Source organism: Caballeronia sp. LjRoot31 (assembly GCF_964253885.1).
Lineage (GTDB): Bacteria > Pseudomonadota > Gammaproteobacteria > Burkholderiales > Burkholderiaceae > Caballeronia.
Window position 1 is genome coordinate 208633 of sequence record NZ_CAXURX020000001.1, and the last position, 19757, is coordinate 228389.

A 19757-nucleotide genomic window follows, 5' to 3' on the forward strand; every position below is an offset into this window, starting at 1 on the left:
GCCGTTACGAAGCTCGGCGTATTGCCGACGCCCTTATACGGCAAGCGATTGCGCGGCCATCATTAAATTGCGCGGTGCAAGATGCATTGCCCAGGACGCCAGATGCAGCAAGGCGTGTGCCACCGTGCAGCCACGCCGGTTGTACCTCGCCAGCGGGCGGTGCCATCCCTCACCCGTCAAAACAAATGTGCGTCGCGTGAAGATTTACCGCGATCCGCCGTTAATCAGACAACAAGGCAGCCGGCCCGGAAAACGTATTCGTCCATTTCAATCGGACTAATGCTTGCTTACAATCTGTTACCGGTTCGTAAGCTAAAAACCGGCATTTTTGCCCGATTTCTTGCTCGCGACGCGCCCTCAGGCGAACGAGGCAATTGCACCGGCGCCCCAGTCGACCACCTTACAGGTTTCGACGCGCCGCCAATAAAGACGATCCCTGAGGCTCGCCCACGCCGTCGCCATCCGCGATTTCCCTTCAAAGTTTTCCAGCTACTTGCCGTAAACCACTTAACGGCGGTTTCGCCGATGCAACCATGAGGGTTCAATTGTGCTGATTTTCATCGGAACACTAGTGACGCTGTTGTCCGTTTTCGGCGGTTATGCGCTGGAAGGCGGTCACCTTGGCGCATTGGTCCAGCCCGTTGAAATCCTGATGATCGCGGGCGCTGGCCTGGGCGCGTTCATCCTCGGCAACGGCATGAAGACGATCAAAGCCACGCTGCGTGTGATCCCGACACTCTTCAAGGGTTCGAAGTACAACAAGGACGTATACATGGAGTTGATGGCGCTGCTCTACGTGCTGCTCGCAAAAGCACGCAAGGAGGGCACGCTGACGCTGGAGTCCGATATCGACGACCCGGCTAAAAGCCCGATCTTCGGCCAGTACCCGAAAATCCTGGCGGATCGCCATATCGTCGAATTCCTTACCGACTATTTGCGTCTGATGGTCGGCGGCAACATGAACGCGTTCGAGATCGAGAGCCTCATGGACGAGGAGATCGAGACCCATCACGCGGAAGGCGACGGCCCGGCGCAGGCGCTGCACAAGGTAGGCGACGCGATGCCCGCGTTCGGTATTGTCGCGGCCGTGATGGGCGTGGTCCACACCATGGCGTCCGCCGACCAGCCTCCGGCCATCCTTGGCGAGATGATCGCGCAGGCGCTGGTCGGGACGTTTCTCGGCATCTTGCTTTCCTATGGATTGATCGGCCCGCTCGCGAGCGTCGCGGAACAGCGCGTGGCGGAGTCGACGAAGATGTTCCAGTGCATCAAGGTGACGATCCTGGCGAGCCTGAACGGCTACGCACCGGCTATCGCGGTGGAGTTCGGCCGCAAAGTGCTCTTCTCCACCGAGCGTCCGTCGTTCTCCGAACTGGAAGAACACGTGCGCCGCGTGAAGGCGAAGTAACCGCCTTTCGCGACCGAGCGCCCGGAGCCAGCCATGTCGAACAACAAAGATCGTCCGATTTTCATCAAGCGCGTCATATCGAACAAGAAGCCGCACTACGGCGGCGCCTGGAAGCTGGCTTACGCCGACTTCATGACGGCGATGATGGCGTTCTTCCTGTTGATGTGGCTGCTGAGCGCGGTGTCGCCGACGCAGCGCCAGGGGATTGCCGAGTATTTCAACATGCCGCTCAAGAACGCGATCATGGGCGGGCAGCGTACGGGCATGGACTCCAGCATTATCGACGGCGGCGGGCGCGATATTTCAAGCCCCGAGCCGGGCACGACTCGCATGAGCGACGGTACGCGGCGCGTGGACCGGCTCGACGAGCAGACGCTGAGGGCCGCGCAGGGCGAACTCGAACGGCGCGATCAGGCTCGTCTGCACGACCTGCAGGTCAAGCTGATGTCCGCGATCGAAGCGAACCCGGTGTTGCGCCAGTTCAGGCAGCAGATCCGGATTGATTCGACGCAACAGGGTCTGCGAATCGAGATCGTCGACACCCAGAAGCGCCCGATGTTCGCGCTCTCCAGCAACAACGTGGAGCCCTACATGCGCGACATCCTGCGCGAGATCGGCAAGGCGCTGAACGACGTGCCGAACCGGATCGTGGTGCAGGGACACACCGACGCCACGCAATACGCGGGCGGCGAAAAGGGTTACAGCAACTGGGAGCTGTCGGCGGATCGCGCGAATGCGTCGCGGCGCGAGCTGATCTCGGGCGGCATGGACGAGTCGAAGGTGTTGCGGGTGCTTGGACTGGCGTCGACGCAGAACCTGAACAAGCAGGATCCTTTCGATCCCGAGAACCGGCGCATCAGCATCCTTGTGTTGAACCACAAGTCGGAAGCGTCCATGACGCGCGAGGACATGCCGGCGACCACGATTACCAGTAGTGCGGGCGGCCCCGGCGGCCCGGTTGACGTCAAGCCCAACTTCGGCTCACTGGCACCGGCATTGCCGGCCATGAAAGCGACACCATGACGGCAGCACCATGAGACACGCTCACGAGAGCACGACAAGAACATCGGACAGAGGGCGGCACACATCATGATCAAGAACATTCTGGCTATCGACGACTCGGCTGCCATGCGGCAAATCCTCTCGGCGACGTTTGTCGCGGCGGGGTATCGCGTGGTGTTGGCCATGGATGGCGCAGAAGCCTACGAAGCAGCGCTCGCCGAACAGTTCGATCTCGTGATCACCGACCAGAACATGCCGGCCATGAGCGGCCTGGAGCTCATCGGGAAATTGCGCGGACATCGCGCGTATGCGAACACGCCGATCCTCGTGCTGACGACCGAGTCGGGCGAGCCGTTCAAAGCATCGGCGCGCGCTGTGGGCGCGACGGGCTGGATGGAAAAACCGTTCGATCCCGACATGCTGACCGAACTGGTCGCCACGCTGTCGGGAGCGGAACATCCGAACTGAAGCAACCGTTTTTTGCATGAAGCACGACGCATGAAGCATTGATCCTTGAGCATCAGGTACGAAGAACACATTAGCTTTTACGACGCGCATAGCGACGACAGACAAGGCATCCGGTGGTGACCCAGGCATGACACTCGACATTACGCAGTTCTATCAAACATTCTTCGACGAAGCCGACGAATTGCTCGCGGATATGGAGCGGTTGCTGCTCGCGCTGGATCTGGCGAATCCCGATCCCGAGGATCTCGGCGCGATTTTTCGCGCGGCGCATTCGATCAAGGGCGGCGCGGCCACGTTCGGTTTTTCGGCGCTGACCGAGACGACGCACATCCTTGAGTCGTTGCTCGACCGGGCGCGCAATAACGAGCTGGTCCTGCGTCGTGACATGATCGATACGTTCCTCGAAACCAAGGACGTGCTGTCGGACCAGCTCAACGCGTATCGCGCCAGTGCCGAGCCGGACGCAGCGGCCGCCAAGGCGATCTGCGCGAAGCTCGAATACTTGCGGGACAACGATCCGGCTGACGGTGTAATCGCCGCCGCTGAAGTTGCGCAGCCGGAGCCGTCGTTCACCGAAGCCGCCGCAATTGCCCAGGATCTCGCGCAAGTCGCGCTGGCGCTCGGGCCGAACGAGCCGCCGCCGCATGTGGTCGAGCAAGCGAATGAGGCGGTCGAGGAAGACGGCGAGTGGGCAGAATTTCCGGCGACGCCGGACGCAAGCCATGATGCCGGGCAAGACGGTCCTCACCTGAAAATTACATTGCGGGGGGTAGGGGAGAAGGACCAGGCTCTGCTGACTGAGGAGCTTGGAAACCTGGGGAATGTTGTCGGAGAAAAGAAGTCGGGCAGCGATTTGACGTTGTGGCTCGACTCGGATGTGTCCGCCGACGATATCGTCGCCGTGTGCTGTTTCGTGATCGATGAAGCGCAGATCGCGGTCAGCCGCGGCAATGCAGCGGACGCGGCGCCTGCTAGTGGGTCGCAAGCTGCTGCAGAGCAGGAAGATCTGGAAAAGTTGAATGAGGTGGCAACTGAAGCACCCGCATCTGAGAAGACGGAACCGGTGGCGGTCGCCGCCGAGTCCCGCAACAAGACACCTGCAATCGCTGCGGTGACAGAAGCGCCCGAAGCGCCGAAAGCACCCGAGGGCGACAAGAAAACGCGCGCGGCAGCCGCGCCCGCCGCTGCGGAAGGCAGCTCCATCCGCGTGGGCGTGGAGAAGGTCGATCAACTGATCAACCTCGTCGGCGAACTGGTGATCACACAGGCAATGCTGGCCGAAACCACGAGCACCTTCGACCCGGCATTGCACGACCGCCTGTTCAACGGCATGGCGCAGCTCGAACGCAATGCGCGCGATCTGCAGGAAGCGGTGATGTCCATCCGCATGATGCCGATGGACTACGTCTTCAGCCGCTTCCCGCGCCTCGTGCGCGATCTCGCCGCGAAGCTCGGCAAGGAAGTGGAACTCGTCACGTTCGGCCAGGCGACCGAGCTGGACAAGAGCCTGATCGAACGCATCATCGATCCGCTGACGCACCTGGTGCGCAACTCGCTCGACCATGGCATCGAAACCGTGGAAGCGCGGCGTGCAGCGGGTAAAGCGGCGGCGGGACAACTGGTGCTGTCGGCGGCGCATCACGGCGGCAACATCGTGATTGAAGTCAGCGATGACGGCGCCGGCCTGCGCCGCGACAAGATTCTGGCGAAGGCGCTCAAGCAAGGCATGCAGGTCAGCGAGCAAATGTCCGACGACGAAGTCTGGCAACTGATCTTCATGCCGGGCTTTTCCACCGCCGAGCAGGTCACGGACATCTCCGGCCGCGGCGTCGGCATGGACGTGGTGAAACGCAACATCCAGGCGATGGGCGGTCACGTGGAGATCCAGTCGCGTGAGGGCAAGGGCACCACCACGAAGATCGTGTTGCCGCTGACGCTCGCGATTCTCGACGGCATGTCGGTGAAGGTGGGCAGCGAGATTTTCATCCTGCCGCTGAACTTCGTCATGGAGTCGCTGCAACCCGTTGCCGACGATATCTACACGGTCGCCGGCGGCGAGCGCGTGGTACGCGTGCGCGGCGAATATCTGCCGCTGGTCGCGCTGCATCAGGTCTTTGAAGTGACCGATGCGCGCACCGAACCCACTCAGGGAATCATCACGATCATCCAGTCGGAAGGGCGTCGCTTTGCCATGCTGATCGATGAACTGGTCGGCCAGCAACAGGTTGTGGTGAAGAACCTGGAAACGAATTACCGCAAGGTGCACGGTATTTCCGCCGCGACCATCCTGGGCGACGGCCGCGTCGCACTGATCGTCGACGTAGCGGCGCTGAACCGTGAAAACCGCTCGGCGCACGGCGCGTTAACTCACTAATGCGCTAGTGCACTAATCAGATAGTCGGAATACCTAACCAATTTTTGGAGGCTAATGTGGCAGCAGACATCCAATCGATTACTTCCGCGGCACAACGCCGTGACGTTCAACGGGTCAGCCAGGCTGAAGCGGCAGGACAGGAGTTCCTCGTCTTCACGCTGGGCGCGGAAGAGTACGGCATCGACATTTTGAAGGTGCAGGAAATTCGCGGCTACGACAACGTCACGCGCATTGCGAACGCACCCGCGTTCATCAAGGGCGTGATCAATTTGCGCGGCATTATCGTGCCGATCGTCGACATGCGCATCAAGTTCAATCTCGGTCGCGTGGAGTATGACAACCAGACGGTCGTGATCATCCTGAACGTCGCGCATCGCGTGGTCGGCATGGTGGTCGACGGCGTGTCCGACGTGCTCACGCTGCAAGCCGACCAGGTCATGCCGGCGCCGGAATTCGGCGCCACGCTCACCACCGAATATCTGACGGGACTGGGTACCGTCGATGGCCGGATGCTGATCCTGATGGATATCGAAAAGTTGATGACGAGCAAGGAGATGGAGTTGATCGACTCCGTCGCCGTGACCGCCTGAGTCTTTATATCGTTGGCTACCAACACGCTGGTCGGGAAGAAGACATGCTTAAGAACTGGTCGATTCGTACCACGCTGACGCTCGTGGGTCTGCTGTTCGTCGGGTTTGCAGCAGTGGTGAGCGCGTTGTCGCTGAACGGTTTGCGCTCGGCGGGCAATTCGCTTTCCTTGCTGGCGGACAGCGACATGGTGTCCATGCGCGCACTCAACGACGCCTCGTCGAACCTGCTGCGCTCACGCGTGGCGCTCGACCGCGTGCGTTCTCTGACTGAGGCGAACAACGCCGATGAAGCCAAGAAGGCGCTCGATCGCGGGCAGTTCCTGCTCGATAACTCGAACGAGAGCTGGAAGCTTTTCGTGTCCACGCCCAAGCCGATGCTGCCGCAAGCTACGCTCGACGACATCGTGGCGAAACACGACACGCTGATGCACGAAGGCGTTGAACCCGAGTTCGCGGCGATGCGCGCCGGTGACATGGCCGCGTATCACGCCATTGCCGACACGAAGATCAGCCCGATGTTCATCGCTTTCGACGCGGCCACGGCTGTCACGGTCGGTTTAACGCAGAAGCACGCCGAGCAGTTGCGCAGCGACGCGGCGGCGAGCATCACGTTGCTGATCGAGGTGATCGTCGGCGTGATGGTGCTGGCCGTGCTGACGCTGATCGGTACACGCGTCGCGCTGGGCCGCATGATCGTGCAACCGATCAACGACGCTATCGATCACTTCGAGCGCATCGCTAAAGGCGATCTGACCCAGTCCGCGCATACGGACAAGACCCACGAGATCGGCCGGTTGTTTGCGGGCATTGAACGGATGCGAACGAACCTGACCACGATGGTCGGATCGGTGCATCACGGCGCGGAATCCATCGATGTCGGGGCGCGGGAAATTGCGAGCGGCAACACGGATCTCTCGCAGCGTACGGAAGAGCAGGCGGCGTCGCTGCAGGAAACGGCGTCGAGCATGGAGCAGCTCACCAGCACCGTGAAGCAGAACGCCGAGAACGCGCGCCAGGCGTCGCAACTGGCGGTCAACGCATCGGATATCGCGTCGCGCGGCGGTCAGGTGGTGGAGCAGGTCGTGGACACCATGAGCGCGATTTCATCGAGTTCGAGCAAGGTGGTCGACATCATCGGCGTGATTGAAGGCATCGCGTTCCAGACCAATATTCTCGCGCTGAACGCGGCCGTGGAAGCGGCCCGGGCGGGAGAGGAAGGGCGCGGTTTTGCGGTCGTTGCAGGCGAAGTGCGCAGCCTCGCGCAACGCAGCGCGGCGGCGGCGAAAGAGATCAAGTCGCTGATCGGCGACTCCACCGCGAAGGTCGAAAGCGGCTCCGTGCTGGTCGCTCGCGCCGGGGAGACGATGGACGAAATCGTGCAGGCCGTGCGTCGCGTCACGGACATCATGGGCGAGATCAGCGCCGCGTCGGACGAGCAGTCGCAGGGCATTGAACAGGTGAGCCGCGCCGTCGGGCAGATGGACGAAGTCACGCAGCAGAACGCGGCGCTGGTTGAACAAGCGGCGGCCGCAGCGGCGTCGCTTGAAGAGCAGACACGCAAGCTGAAGGACGTGGTCAGCCATTGGCAGGTCAGCAGCGACGCGCCTTCCAGCGACCCGCGCGCGCGACTTGAACCGAAAGTCACGACCCGGGCGCACGCAAGTCCGGCGATTAAAGTTGCCGCGCGGCCTAACGTCGCGGGTAATCGCGCCGTTAATAAGCTTATCGCCTCACCGGCGCGGGCCGCTTTGGTCAATGGTTCAGGCAACGCTTCGGCACCGGCAGCCGCGGCAAAATCGGTCGCGAAAGCGCCCGCCACGAAGCCCGCAGTTGTCGCGTCCGGCGACTGGGAAACTTTTTAAGGCAGTGTCAGACGACCATGCAGGCCCATTGCATCGCGCTCCTCGACGGGCGTTTCACTGAAGCGCGCCGGGCCGTGTGGTTGTCGAAGAAATGCGGTGCAACGCCCGTACGGGATGCAGCCGATGCACGTTCCAGCAGAACAAAGGCTAGATGATGGCAACGCGCCCGAGCGTCGAACCCCTCCGCGACCGGACCCGAAACGGTTCGGAAGTGGAGCGCGACTTCGAATTCACCAGTGCCGATTTCGGCCGTATTCGCGAGCTGATTCACCGGCGCGCCGGGATTTCGCTGTCCGAGCATAAACGCGACATGGCTTACAGCCGTCTCGCGCGACGTCTGCGTGCCTGCAATATCGATACATTCCGCCTGTATCTCGATCGTCTTGAAGCGCAGCCGGATAGCGACGAGTGGGAAGCGTTCACCAACGCGCTGACCACGAACCTGACTGCGTTCTTCCGCGAATCGCATCATTTCCCGATCCTCGCCACGTTCGCGAAAAGCCGTCCGCAGCCGTTCTCGGTGTGGTGCTCGGCGGCATCGACGGGAGAGGAGCCGTATTCCATCGCCATGACGTTGATGGAAACACTCGGCGACGCCGCCGCGCGCCATTGCACAGTGATTGGGACGGACATTGACAGCCAGGTCTTGCAGAAGGCCGACGCGGGCGTCTATTCGCTCGATTCGGTGAAAACACTCGGGGCCGCACGCCTGAAGCGTTTTTTCCTGAAGGGCACGGGCGCGCACGCCGGCATGGTGAAGATTCGCCCGGAAGTACGCGCGCTGGTGAAGTTCGAGCAACTGAATCTGACGGACGCGAAGTACGCGCTGCCGGGCCAGTTCGACGCGATCTTCTGCCGCAACGTGATGATCTACTTCGATAAACCCACGCAGGCGCAAGTGCTCGCACGCTTCGAGCCACTGATGAAGTCGGGCGGTTTATTGTTCGCCGGGCACTCGGAGAATTTCACCTACGTGACGCAGGCGTTCAAGCTGCGCGGCCAGACGGTGTACGGGTTGTCGCGTGACGCTGTGGCGGCGGCAACGGCCGCGGCAGCCGCGAAGAAAGCGGGCAAGACGCTTGCCGGGGAGCTGGCATGAGCGGCTTGCCGATCGCATCGAACCTTTACTTCGACAACCATTTCAAGCTCCCGGGCGTGAAGCTGTTGCCGAACGAGTTCTACATGACGAGCGAGGATATGGTGCTCGTCACGGTGCTCGGTTCATGCGTGGCGGCATGCATTCACGATCGCTCGGCCGGCATTGGCGGGATGAATCATTTCATGCTTCCCGACGACGGTTCCGACGCGTCGCAATCCAGCTCGGATTCCATGCGTTACGGCGCCTACGCCATGGAAGTGCTGATCAACGAGATGATCAAGCGCGGTGGCCGGCGCGAGCGCTTCGAAGCGAAAGTGTTCGGCGGCGGCGCAGTGCTGGCGGGCATGACGACGATCAATATCGGCGATCGCAATTCGGAATTCGTCCGCCGATATCTTGCGCTGGAAAAGATTCGCATCGTGGCCGAGGATCTGCAAGGCATGTATCCGCGCAAGGTCGCGTTCATGCCGCGCACCGGTCAGGCAATGGTCAAGAAACTCATCACGCAACAAGACCCGAGCGTGGTCGAACGCGAGCGCGCGCTCGCGCGGCAAACACCCGAAGCACGCAGCGAACGGCTTGCACAGGCGCGTGCGCGTGTCGAGTTGTTCAGTCGGCCCAAAACGACAACACCCGATAAACCCCGCATCGAATTATTCGGTGCCGCAGCCGGCCTGCAGCGAACCGTCCGCACGAAGACGGTGGAGGAAGCATGACAACGGCCCGGAGCACGGAACCAAAAATCAGTGTGCTGTGCGTTGACGACTCAGCGCTGGTGCGCAGCCTGATGACCGAGATCATCAACTCTCAGCCCGATATGCACGTGTGCGCAACCGCGCCTGATCCGCTGGTGGCGCGCGAGCTCATCAAGCAGCACAACCCCGACGTATTGACGCTCGACGTCGAAATGCCGCGCATGGACGGCCTCGATTTTCTCGAAAAGCTGATGCGGCTTCGGCCGATGCCGGTGGTGATGGTGTCGTCGCTGACGGAGCGTGGCTCGGAAATCACGCTGCGCGCGCTGGAACTCGGCGCGGTGGATTTCGTGACGAAACCGCGCGTGGGCATTCGCGACGGCATGCTCGAGTATTCCGAAAAGCTCGCCGATAAAATCCGCGCTGCCGCACGCGCACGAGTGCGGCAGACGCCTCACGTCGTGCACGCGGCGCCCGGTTCAAGCGGCGCGGTGGCTGCGGCGAAACCGACGCCGAACCTGAACAATCCGCTGGTGAGTACCGAGAAGCTGATCATCGTCGGGGCATCGACGGGCGGCACCGAAGCGATTCGCGAACTGTTGGTGCCGCTGCCGCCCGACGCGCCCGGCGTGATGATCGCGCAGCACATGCCGCCGGGCTTCACGAAGTCGTTTGCACAGCGCCTGAACGGTCTCTGCCGGATCGCCGTGAAAGAGGCTGAGCATGGAGAACGTGTGCTGCCGGGCCATGCGTACATCGCGCCCGGCGACTCGCATCTGGTGCTCGTGCGTAGCGGTGCTAACTATGTGGCGCATCTCTCCGATGCCCCGCCGGTCAACCGCCACCGTCCTTCCGTTGACGTGCTGTTCCGGTCCGCTGCGCAGAATGCCGGCAAGAACGCGCTCGGCGTGATCCTGACCGGCATGGGCCGCGACGGCGCGCAGGGCATGCTGGAGATGCAGCAAGCCGGCGCGTACACCTTCGCGCAGGACGAAGCGAGCTGCGTGGTGTTCGGCATGCCGCGCGAGGCTATCGCAACGGGCGGGGTGAGCGAGATCGCGCCGTTGGCGGAAATGACCCGGCGCGTGATGGCGCGGCTCAATTCAATGGGTGAACGTGCGCAGCGCGTTTAGTCGTCGCCAACAGCCCCGCCGAAAGAATTCGGATAGAAACGCGGCGTGATGCGCCGCTTGAAGAAAACACAGGAATACAAGGAGCAGTGAAGATGGACAAGAACATGAAGATTTTGATCGTCGACGACTTTCCTACGATGCGTCGTATCGTGCGAAACCTGCTGAAAGAGCTGGGTTTCTCCAACGTCGATGAAGCCGAAGACGGCGCGGCCGGTCTTTCGCGCCTGCGCGGCGGCGGCTTCGATTTCGTCATCTCCGACTGGAACATGCCGAACCTCGATGGCCTGGAAATGCTCAAGCAGATCCGTGCCGACAGCACGCTTGCCCATCTGCCTGTGTTGATGGTGACGGCGGAATCGAAGAAGGAAAACATCATCGCCGCGGCGCAGGCCGGCGCGAGCGGTTACGTGGTCAAGCCGTTCACGGCTGCGACCCTCGACGAGAAGCTGCAGAAGATCCTCGAAAAGATGGCTAAGGCCGGGAGCTGACCGTGAACGAAATGACGAACCACGAGACGCTCATCGATATCGAGCAGGAAGGCGATGCATCGAGCGACCGCATCCTGGCGCGCATCGGCCAGTTGACGCGGACCCTGCGCGATTCCATGCGCGAACTCGGCCTCGACAAACAAGTGGAAGCCGCCGCCGAGATGGTGCCGGACGCGCGCGACCGCCTGAAGTACGTCGCGACGATGACGGAGCAGGCTGCCGAGCGCGCACTGAACGCCATCGAGTTGGCGAAGCCGCTGCAGGAGACCATGCAGCGCGACGCACAGGCGCTCGATGCCCGCTGGGAGCAATGGTATGGCGCGCCGCTCGAGAACGCGGACGTGAAGACTTTGCTGGCGGACACCCGGGGCTTTTTGCAGCAAGTGCCGGTGCACACGGTCGCGACCAATACGCAGTTACTCGAAATCATGCTCGCGCAGGATTTCCAGGATCTGACCGGCCAGGTGATCAAGAAGATTACCGACGTGGTGTACGTGATCGAGCAGCAATTGCTCAGCGTGCTGCTGGAGAACATCGCGCCCGAGCGGCGTGAACAATTTGCGGCACAGGCGGCGGCGCTGGCCGCGTCGAGCCCCACGGGCTCGTCGGAAACCTTGCTGAACGGTCCGCAGATCAATCCGGAAGGCCGCACGGACATAGTCCAGGACCAGACTCAAGTCGACGATCTGCTCGCCAGTCTCGGCTTCTGACAATACGGACCACTCGACGCGCGCGGCCTTCGCGCTGCGCAGGTGCACGCACTTGCCCGCGTCGAGCCGTTGCCTGCGGCGTCACCCCCTGAAAGTCATTTATCGGCGCTCGACCGTACGCGTTTGTACGAAGCGTCGTTTTCCCGGTTCCGACTCATTCGACTGGCATACTGGTAGTGCTTTCTTTTGGCTTTTGTGGCGCGAACGTTGCAAAAGGCAAAATACCGAATATTGAGATAATCGAAACAGGGGAGGCGGAGTGAACACTTCGATCATTTCATTGGGCTCGCGACGCGTTACTGCGCTCGCCAGCCTGGCGGCAGGGCTGACATTGAGCTTGCTGGCTGTATCGCCGGCTTATGCCGTGCTTGGCGGCGCGCCGATGACACCGCCCGCCGGCGCCACCGTCAATAACGCCGTGGCGCGTGCGGCGGTCTCGGCGGTTGCTTCCGCAGCGGGTGCATCGGCCAGTTCTTACACCGTGCGTACCACGACGCTCGCCGTCGGGACGGTGGTGAACGAGTATGTCGGCGCAGATGGCGTGGTGTTTGGCATTGCGTGGCAAGGTCCAAGAATTCCCGATCTTCCGACCTTGCTCGGCAGCTATTTCCCTCAATACGTGCAAGGCATCCAGAACCAGCGTGCCAACGGCGGCGGCCGCGGACCGGTCAGCGTGGCAGGCAGCGCGCTGGTGGTCCGCTCCGGCGGCCACATGGGCGCATTCGCCGGGCACGCCTACCTGCCGCAGTCCTTGCCAGCGGGCGTCAGCCCCAGCGACATCCAATAACGGACGGAGACTTCTACTATGCGTCCGACGATTTCCTCGTCCAAGCCGACCCTGCTTTCGGGCCTGCTCCGCTGGCTCGCCGTGCTGAGCGTGTCGGTGTTACTCGCTGCCTGCGGTGGCGGGGGCGGCGATTCAGGCAGCAGTTCCGTCGGCAGCGGCGGCGGCAGTAGCGGTGGTGGCAGCGGCGGCGCCAATGGCGGTGGCAGTGGTAGTGGCTCCAGCGGCACGCCCAACGCTCAGCCGATCGCCTCCACGGGCTCGAACAACACGGTGCCTATCACCGTGGGACCGGGTGCACAAAACTTCGTCAATATCCCGAACGTAACGGTGACGGTGTGCGCGCCCGGCACGAACACGTGCCAGACCATCAACAACATCCAGCTCGATACCGGTTCGTACGGCTTGCGTTTGGCAAGCGACGCGGCGGCGCAGATTGTCGGCAGCTTGCCGGTGGCCCAGTCGACGAGCAATGGTCAACTGGCGGAATGCACGCAATTCGCCGATGGCTTCACATGGGGCACCGTGCGCACCGCCGACGTGAAGATTGGCGGCGAAACCGCGAGCGGCATTCCGATCCAGGTTGTGGGCGATCTGCCTGATTCCACGGTGCCGCTCAATGGCTGTATCAACGGCAGCAACGAGAACAGCTCGCGGCAACTGGGCGCGAACGGGATTCTTGGCGTGGGCGTGGCGGCGACCGATTGCGGTGTGGCCTGTACGAACGCCGCAACCAGCAACTACTACTCGTGCCCGAGCGGGACGAACTGCTCGGCCATTGCCGTGCCGGTTGCCCAGCAGGTGGTGAATCCGGTGACGAAGTTCGCGGTGGACAACAATGGCGTGATCGTGCAATTGCCGCCGGTGGCGACGTCCGCGGCGTCGGTGACCGGCACGTTGGTCTTCGGTATTGGGACGCAGAGCAATAATGCGTTGACTGGCGCGACGCCGTATCTTTCGACGGATTTTGGCAACCTGGTTGGAACCTATAAGGGCGCGGCGGTTACGACCATTGTCGATTCGGGTTCGAACGGCCTGTTCTTCACCGACAGCTCATTGACGGCTTGTACGTCCACGTTCACGGACTTCTACTGTCCGGCCAATTCGCAGGCGCTCAGTGCAACTGTTACCGGGCTGAATGGAGTAACGGGCACGGTGAACTTCACGGTCCTGAACGCGCAGACGCTGGCGGCGAGCGGCACGAACTATGCGCTTAACGGACTGGCCGGGAGTATTGGTTCATTCCCGACGCTATTCGACTTCGGCCTGCCGTTTTTCTTCGGACGATATGTTTATTTCGGCTTTAACACCAATGGAAATACGCCGTACGTGGGGTTTTAAGCGCGTTTAGTTCCGTTCGATAGACTCAAAGGCGACGACGAAAAGCAACAAAGCCCGGCGAGTTTTTGCGCCGGGCTTTGTTTTTCGCGGCAGGGGTTTTTGCCTTCGCACGCATACGGTTCCAAACGATCATTCCGCTGCGCGTGGCTTCCTCGGCGCTTTTTCCAGCAAGCGGTCATACAGCCAGCGCGGCACCACGTGGAGCATCGCGCCAGCAACACGCATCTGCCATGGAAACGTCGCAAACCTCCTCTTCCCCGCGATTGCATCGGCGGTCTTGATGGCGAATACGTCGGCGTCCATCAGGAAGGGCATCGGATACGGATTGTGCTCGGTCATCGCGGTGCGGATATAACCCGGCGCGATAGTCACCACCGACACCCCTTTCGGCCGCATCTCCACCCGCAGCGCTTCGAGATACTTCAGCGCCGCCGATTTCGACGCGCTGTACGCGCCCGACCCCGGCAATCCGCGGATACCCGCCACGCTCGCTATCCCAACCAGCGTTCCGCGCCGCTCCTCGACCATGCGGGCGACGAATGGCTCAAACGTCGCGATCATCCCGAAGTAGTTGATATCCATCACGTCGCGAAAGGTATCGAGATCGCCATGACCGGTCAGCGCGCCGCGGCTGACGCCGGCGTTGGCGATCACCACATCGGCGCCGCCATGCTGCGCACAGAACTGCGCTGCGGCGTCGCCAAGCGCGGCGGCGTCGCGGACGTCGGCGGGATAGATCGAGATGGAATGGGAGGGGAAACGTGCGGCGAATGCCGCGAGGGTGTCGCCACGACGGGCAACGAGACCAAGCACCGCGCCGCGCCGGAGATATTCCTCGGCGAGCGCGAGGCCAATGCCGCTGGATGCGCCGGTGATGAAAACTCTCAGCCGGGCTGGCTTGGCACCATTGCCCGGCGTGTCCTTCATGGCGGCGCTCACGCCTTTACATCTTCTTCGCGCGAACCTGGCTGACCAGGAAATCGAGGACCTGGATCGTGCCCGGCAGGCTGTTCGTGGTGGCCGGACCCGTTTCGTATTTGCCCTGCACGGCGATTGTCGGCACGCCGTCGATCTTGTAGTCCTGCAACAACTTGTTATCGCGTTGGAGGTCGCTTTGCGTCGAGAAAGAGTTGTACGCGTCCAGGTACTTCTTCTTGTCGACACCTTGCGTGGCGAGGAACGTAGCCTGCGCTTCCGGCGTCAGCAGATAGTTCTTCTTCACGTGGATCTCGTTGAACACGGCGGGCGTGAGCTTGTCCGCGAGGCCGAGTGCGTCGAGTGCGTGATACATCTTCGAGTGCGGGATGAAGTCGTCGCGGAAGGCAACCGGCACGCGCTTGAAGGCGACATCAGGACCTTGCTTCTTGACCCATGCTTCCAGGTACGGGTCGAATTCGTTGCAGTGCGGGCAGCCATACCACATGAATTCGATCACTTCGATCTTGCCCTGCGCGTCCACCGGCTGCGCGGTTTGCAGCACCGTGTAGTCGGTGCCCGCGACAGGCGCTGCCGGTGATGCGTGCGCCGCATTCATGGCGCCCAGGGTGCCGGCTACAAGGCCGATGGAGAGAGCGAGGGCGCGGAAGAGTTTTTTCATAATGACCGGGAAAGGGCGTGGAGACGCGAAAGGGGAACACACGACGCTTAAAGGAGGCTTAAACCGGCTGGGCCTCGCCGGCCTGGTTCCGACCGGCGGCGCCACTGTCAGCCGCTGCTGCCATGCTATCAACCCGCGGCAGCCTTGTATGAAAGGCCGCGCGGGCTGCGAGGTCTACTGCTGAATGCTCACTGCTTCGAGAAGCGGATAACGGCGGTATCCACGCCTGCGTCGGACAGTCGCTGACGCACGGTGTTCATGTCCTCGAACTTCGTGAACGGCCCGATTCGTACGCGGAAATACGTGACGTTGCCCGCATCGCGTTGCGTGACCTTCGACTCGAAACCCTGGAAGCCGAGCCGCGCGCGCTGCTGCTCTGCATCGGCCTGGGTCTTGTACGCGCCAACCTGCAGGAAATAGCCGGTGTTCGCGTCGCCGGGTGCGGGCGGCGTGACCTTGGCCGTCGACGAAGCCTGTGCCTCAGCCGGCTTTTTCGCAGGCGTTGTGCTCGACGAGCTGCTCGGCGCATTCGCGACCGGCGGCACGGTAGCTGGCTTCGGCGCAACGGCCGTACCGTTCGCGGCCGATGGCGGCACTTCCAGGATCTCCGGTTCGTCCTGCACGCCCGACGACTGCGTCTGGTTGTTCGTCTGCCCAGGCGCGGTGTTCGGCGGCGCGGGCTGTGCGGCTTGCGGCACGGCCTGGCCGGGCGTCTTGCCCTGGAGTGGCCGGTTGGGATCGTACGGCTGGCCCGTGGCGGGCGTGGAGCCCGCGTCGGCTGGAGCCGGCGCGACCTTCGCGACGAACGGCGTGGGCGCGCGCGTGATGTACAGCGCCACGATCACTGCAATTGCAAGGCCGACAATCAAGCCCAGCACGATACCGAGAAAAGTGCCCCCGGTTTGCTTCGACTGCTTCGACGTGCTGCGTGGTTTTGCCATCGTATGAATAGCCTGCAAAAAGTCTTCTGAATGGCCGTCGATTATAACGGCGGCCTTAAGCGTGGTTGGGTGTTGCGCGGTATTAGGTTGCCCGGTGTTGCGTCAGGTCATGCACCCGTCGTCAGCCGTCTTCACCCGTCGTACGCGCGCCGCGCTGCTTTTATGCACCGGGCTATGACACGCCCGACACGCCCGGCGCGGGAATCACATCTTGACGGGGGCGGACACGCCGATCAGCGCGAGACCGTTTTCGAGCACCTGCCGCGTAGCGGCAAGCAACGCAATGCGCGCGTTGCGCACGCCATCTTCCTCCACCAGCACGCGCTCCGCATTGTAGAACGAGTGGAATTCGCCCGCGAGGTCGCGCAGGTAGAACGCGACCGCGTGCGGCGCGAGTTCGTCGGCGGCGTGCGAGAGCATGTCCGGATACTCGGCGAGCTTGTTCAGCAACGCCATCGCGCGTTCGCTCGAGAGCGGCGAGAGATCGACGCTCGGCAGCGTCGCTGCATTGCCGGCGTATTTCGTCTTCCAGTCGCCGAGGATCGTGCAGATCCGTGCATGCGCGTACTGCACGTAATACACCGGGTTTTCGTCGCTCTGCTTGAGCGCCAGATCGATATCGAAGACGAATTCGGTGTCGGCCTTGCGCGAGATCAGGAAGAAACGGACGGCGTCGCGGCCGCGGCGAATGGTGTCTTCATCGATCTGATCCGGTGCGACTTCCTCGCCCGGCGTCATGCCGCCCGACCATTCGATCAGGTCGCGCACCGTCACATAACTGCCCGCGCGCTTGGAGATCTTCACTTCCACGCCGTTGCGCATGACCGTGACCATCTTGTGCAGCACATAGTCGGGATAGCCCTTCGGAATGCCGATGCCAAGCCCCTGCAGCCCCGCCCGCACGCGCGCGATGGTGCCGTGGTGGTCCGAGCCTTGCACGTTGATGACCTTGGTGAAGCCGCGCTGCCACTTCGCCACGTGGTACGCGACGTCCGGCACGAAGTAGGTGTACGTGCCGTCGGACTTGCGCATCACGCGGTCCTTGTCGTCGCCGTCGTCGGTCGTGCGCAGCCAGAGCGCGCCGTCCTGCTCGTAGGTCTTGCCGGCGGCGATCAGTGCGTCGACCGTGGCTTGCACGCGGCCTTCGTTATACAGCGACGACTCCAGGTAGAACTGGTCGAAGTCCACGCCGAACGCAGTCAGGTCCAGATCCTGTTCGTGGCGCAGATATGCGACGGAAAAGACGCGAATAGCGTCGATATCGTCCACATCGCCCTTCGCCGTCACCGGGGCGCCATCCTTGGCCGCGACCGTCGCGCCGGCCAGATAGTCGCGTGCGATATCCGCGATGTACTCGCCGTTGTACGCGTTCTCCGGCCACGCCTTGTCGCCCGGCGCAAAACCGCGGGCGCGCAATTGCGTGGACATGGCCAGATTGCCGATCTGCACGCCGGCGTCGTTGTAGTAGAACTCACGATGCACCGCGTTGCCTTGCGTGCCGAGCAGGTTCGCCAATGCGTCGCCGAGCGTGGCCTGACGGCCGTGGCCCACATGCAGCGGCCCGGTCGGGTTGGCCGAAACGAATTCGATCAGCACGCGTTTGCCTTCGTCGCGGGCGTTGTAGCCGTAGCGCGCGCCTTCCGCGATAACCGCCGGCACCACGGCCTGTTTCGCCGCTGCCGCCAGCCGCAAGTTGATGAAGCCCGGACCGGCGACCTCGGCGGCATCGACCAGGCCCAGCGCTGCCGGCAGAGCGAGCACCGCATCCACGATCTGCTGCGCCAGTTGGCGCGGATTCGCGCGCAGCGGCTTGGCGATCTGCATGGCCACGTTCGACGCCACGTCACCGTGCGCCGCGACTTTCGGGCGCTCCAGGACGATGACCGGCGCGACAAAGCTCGCTTCCGATGCGCCTTGCGACGCCTGTACGACCTGCTTGACCGCGTCGGCGAGCAGCGTTTCGAGTGTATGTTTTTGTGCGGGCAGCATGCTGATTCTTAAATCCGGTAATTGTTTCGATCCACGCGCTCGCTGAAGAACGCGGCAAAAACGTGCGATTGAGCTTCAAACGCCGATACGACGCGTGTTTCTTTGTTTGCTTCAATCCACTGCGCTCGCCCGGAAGCGGGCGAAGACTTCCGACACTCGGTCAGGACGCAATGCATGTCTGCGTATGCGCGTCTGGAAGCATAGCCGGAGCCGGTTGCGGCGATAACGCCAAAACCGGGGTTTTGTAACCGGTGGCAACATTCGCTCGGTTAAATCGGGATTTTAGCAGGTGCTAATATGTCGAATCAGGGTCGAGTCGAGAAAGCGAGTCAGGAATTAAAACAATGCGCCGGCGTGTGGTGTAGTGGCCTGGGCTGTTGTCACGCTTGGCGCATCTCGCTCATTAGCCACAAAAGGCCAACATAAAGGGAAAGGACCTTGCCATGCTGATCACATTTAAAACCAGAGCTGCACCAGACGTTCAGATGCTCGACAACCTTGCTGATTACCTGCTTGGCATCATCGGTAAGCGGCTTGGCGAGCGCGGCGTCATTACGCATGAAGAACTCCCTGAATGCATCCAGAAGCTGGAATCGGCTGTTGCGACGGACAAGCAGGAACGCGCCGAGCACGATGGCCACTTCCACGAAGGCGAGCCCGGCCATGAACCGCACGAGATTCCCGTCGGTCTGGCGCAGCGTGCGTACCCGTTCCTCGACATGATGCGCCTCGCCCATCAGGCCGAGGGTGACATCCTGTGGGGCGTGTGAGTCTCGGATTGAGCCTCGGGTGACGTGGCGGGATTTGTTCGCTGGCTGAGCCTGACGCGCACCGGTAAGTCAGCATTAAAAAAAACCCGCATCGTTGCCGATGCGGGTTTTTTTGTTCCGATGAATACGGAGCGTACGGACGTGTAGACGTATACAGCGCTTACTGCGCAGCTCCGGATGCCGGCACGCTCGCGCCTTTCTTTGCACGCGGCTTGCGGGGTTTCTTCTTGTGCTCCACGACGGGCGGCGAATAGCTCGACGCGGTGCTCGAGCTTGCGCCCGTACCCGGCTTGGCGTTGCCCTGCGCGAAGGCAGCCGGACTTCCCGACGTGAACAGCACAGCGACAGCAACGGCGAGGACAGGCGTCAGCTTGCTCATTTTCGACTTTCTCCGTGACGATTGAAGGAATGCGTGACCGCCGCCATGACGGCCTTTGCACCCCTTCGAGTGTAAGGAAAACCAAAATAACCGTAATAGACTTCGCCAATATTGTGCCGTTGTGATT

General features: G+C 62.0%; 19 protein-coding genes. 14 read left to right on the forward strand and 5 right to left on the reverse strand.

The genetic code is table 11. The annotated features are described in order from the left end of the window. Positions 1-547 precede the first annotated feature (547 nt). From motA to ACSQ8V_RS00985, 13 genes are all read left to right on the forward strand, one after another. On the forward strand, positions 548-1408 hold the full coding sequence (gene motA / locus ACSQ8V_RS00925) for a flagellar motor stator protein MotA (RefSeq protein WP_213764681.1): 861 nt from the start codon (positions 548-550) through the stop codon (positions 1406-1408). Positions 1409-1441: 33 nt separating this feature from the next. Next, positions 1442-2431, forward strand: a complete 990-nt coding sequence (motB, locus tag ACSQ8V_RS00930; RefSeq protein WP_436204632.1) for a flagellar motor protein MotB — start codon at positions 1442-1444, stop codon at positions 2429-2431. 66 nt (positions 2432-2497) lie between these two features. Further along, on the forward strand, positions 2498-2878 hold the full coding sequence (locus tag ACSQ8V_RS00935) for a response regulator (protein ID WP_213764683.1): 381 nt from the start codon (positions 2498-2500) through the stop codon (positions 2876-2878). Between the two features lie 127 nt (positions 2879-3005). Beyond that, positions 3006-5252 (forward strand): chemotaxis protein CheA, encoded by a 2247-nt coding sequence (gene cheA / locus ACSQ8V_RS00940; RefSeq protein WP_436204633.1) that lies wholly within the window; start codon positions 3006-3008, stop codon positions 5250-5252. A gap of 56 nt (positions 5253-5308) precedes the next feature. Beyond that, the gene (gene cheW / locus ACSQ8V_RS00945; protein WP_346730505.1) at positions 5309-5842 is read left to right on the forward strand and encodes a chemotaxis protein CheW; all 534 of its coding nucleotides are present in this window, start codon (positions 5309-5311) and stop codon (positions 5840-5842) included. 44 nt (positions 5843-5886) lie between these two features. Then, positions 5887-7704 carry a methyl-accepting chemotaxis protein gene (locus tag ACSQ8V_RS00950; protein WP_436204634.1) on the forward strand — a complete coding sequence of 606 codons (1818 nt, stop codon included), beginning with the start codon at positions 5887-5889 and terminating at the stop codon, positions 7702-7704. A gap of 151 nt (positions 7705-7855) precedes the next feature. Further along, complete coding sequence (locus ACSQ8V_RS00955; protein WP_436204635.1) at positions 7856-8803, forward strand: CheR family methyltransferase; 948 nt, start codon at positions 7856-7858, stop codon at positions 8801-8803. Continuing rightward, positions 8800-9519 (forward strand): chemoreceptor glutamine deamidase CheD, encoded by a 720-nt coding sequence (gene cheD, locus ACSQ8V_RS00960; RefSeq protein ID WP_436204636.1) that lies wholly within the window; start codon positions 8800-8802, stop codon positions 9517-9519. Before ACSQ8V_RS00955 ends, cheD begins: the two co-directional genes overlap by 4 nt. Further along, positions 9516-10631: a protein-glutamate methylesterase/protein-glutamine glutaminase gene (locus ACSQ8V_RS00965; protein ID WP_213764689.1), complete on the forward strand. Its 1116-nt coding sequence runs from the start codon at positions 9516-9518 to the stop codon at positions 10629-10631. The genes cheD and ACSQ8V_RS00965 overlap by 4 nt, the downstream gene beginning before the upstream one ends. Before the next feature lie 92 nt (positions 10632-10723). Then, complete coding sequence (gene cheY / locus ACSQ8V_RS00970; RefSeq protein ID WP_213764690.1) at positions 10724-11119, forward strand: chemotaxis response regulator CheY; 396 nt, start codon at positions 10724-10726, stop codon at positions 11117-11119. Positions 11120-11130: 11 nt separating this feature from the next. Next, positions 11131-11829 (forward strand): protein phosphatase CheZ, encoded by a 699-nt coding sequence (gene cheZ, locus ACSQ8V_RS00975; RefSeq protein WP_213764807.1) that lies wholly within the window; start codon positions 11131-11133, stop codon positions 11827-11829. A 259-nt stretch (positions 11830-12088) separates the two neighbouring features. Then, positions 12089-12616, forward strand: a complete 528-nt coding sequence (locus tag ACSQ8V_RS00980) for a DUF2844 domain-containing protein (RefSeq protein ID WP_436180617.1) — start codon at positions 12089-12091, stop codon at positions 12614-12616. An 18-nt stretch (positions 12617-12634) separates the two neighbouring features. Continuing rightward, entirely contained in the window at positions 12635-13954 is a 1320-nt protein-coding gene (locus tag ACSQ8V_RS00985) for a DUF3443 domain-containing protein (protein WP_436204637.1), read from the forward strand. Positions 13955-14083: 129 nt separating this feature from the next. Here ACSQ8V_RS00985 and ACSQ8V_RS00990 read toward each other — a convergent pair whose 3' ends face one another. The 4 genes from ACSQ8V_RS00990 to argS all read right to left on the reverse strand — a co-directional run bounded on the left by ACSQ8V_RS00990 (position 14084) and on the right by argS (position 18481). Beyond that, positions 14084-14881, reverse strand: coding sequence for an SDR family oxidoreductase (locus tag ACSQ8V_RS00990; protein WP_436206570.1), 798 nt, complete (start codon positions 14879-14881; stop codon positions 14084-14086). A gap of 16 nt (positions 14882-14897) precedes the next feature. Continuing rightward, a complete protein-coding gene (locus ACSQ8V_RS00995) occupies positions 14898-15551 on the reverse strand; it encodes a thiol:disulfide interchange protein DsbA/DsbL (RefSeq protein ID WP_436204638.1) in 654 nt (217 codons plus the stop codon). Positions 15552-15739: 188 nt separating this feature from the next. Then, the gene (locus ACSQ8V_RS01000) at positions 15740-16492 is read right to left on the reverse strand and encodes an SPOR domain-containing protein (RefSeq protein WP_436204639.1); all 753 of its coding nucleotides are present in this window, start codon (positions 16490-16492) and stop codon (positions 15740-15742) included. 204 nt (positions 16493-16696) lie between these two features. After that, positions 16697-18481, reverse strand: a complete 1785-nt coding sequence (gene argS, locus ACSQ8V_RS01005; protein WP_436204640.1) for an arginine--tRNA ligase — start codon at positions 18479-18481, stop codon at positions 16697-16699. Positions 18482-18924: 443 nt separating this feature from the next. Between argS and ACSQ8V_RS01010 the strand changes: the two genes are divergently transcribed. Continuing rightward, positions 18925-19251: a DUF1840 domain-containing protein gene (locus tag ACSQ8V_RS01010; RefSeq protein WP_089164573.1), complete on the forward strand. Its 327-nt coding sequence runs from the start codon at positions 18925-18927 to the stop codon at positions 19249-19251. A 160-nt stretch (positions 19252-19411) separates the two neighbouring features. Here the strand turns inward: ACSQ8V_RS01010 and ACSQ8V_RS01015 are convergent, their stop codons facing one another. Continuing rightward, entirely contained in the window at positions 19412-19630 is a 219-nt protein-coding gene (locus ACSQ8V_RS01015) for a hypothetical protein (RefSeq protein WP_436204641.1), read from the reverse strand. Positions 19631-19757 lie beyond the last annotated feature (127 nt).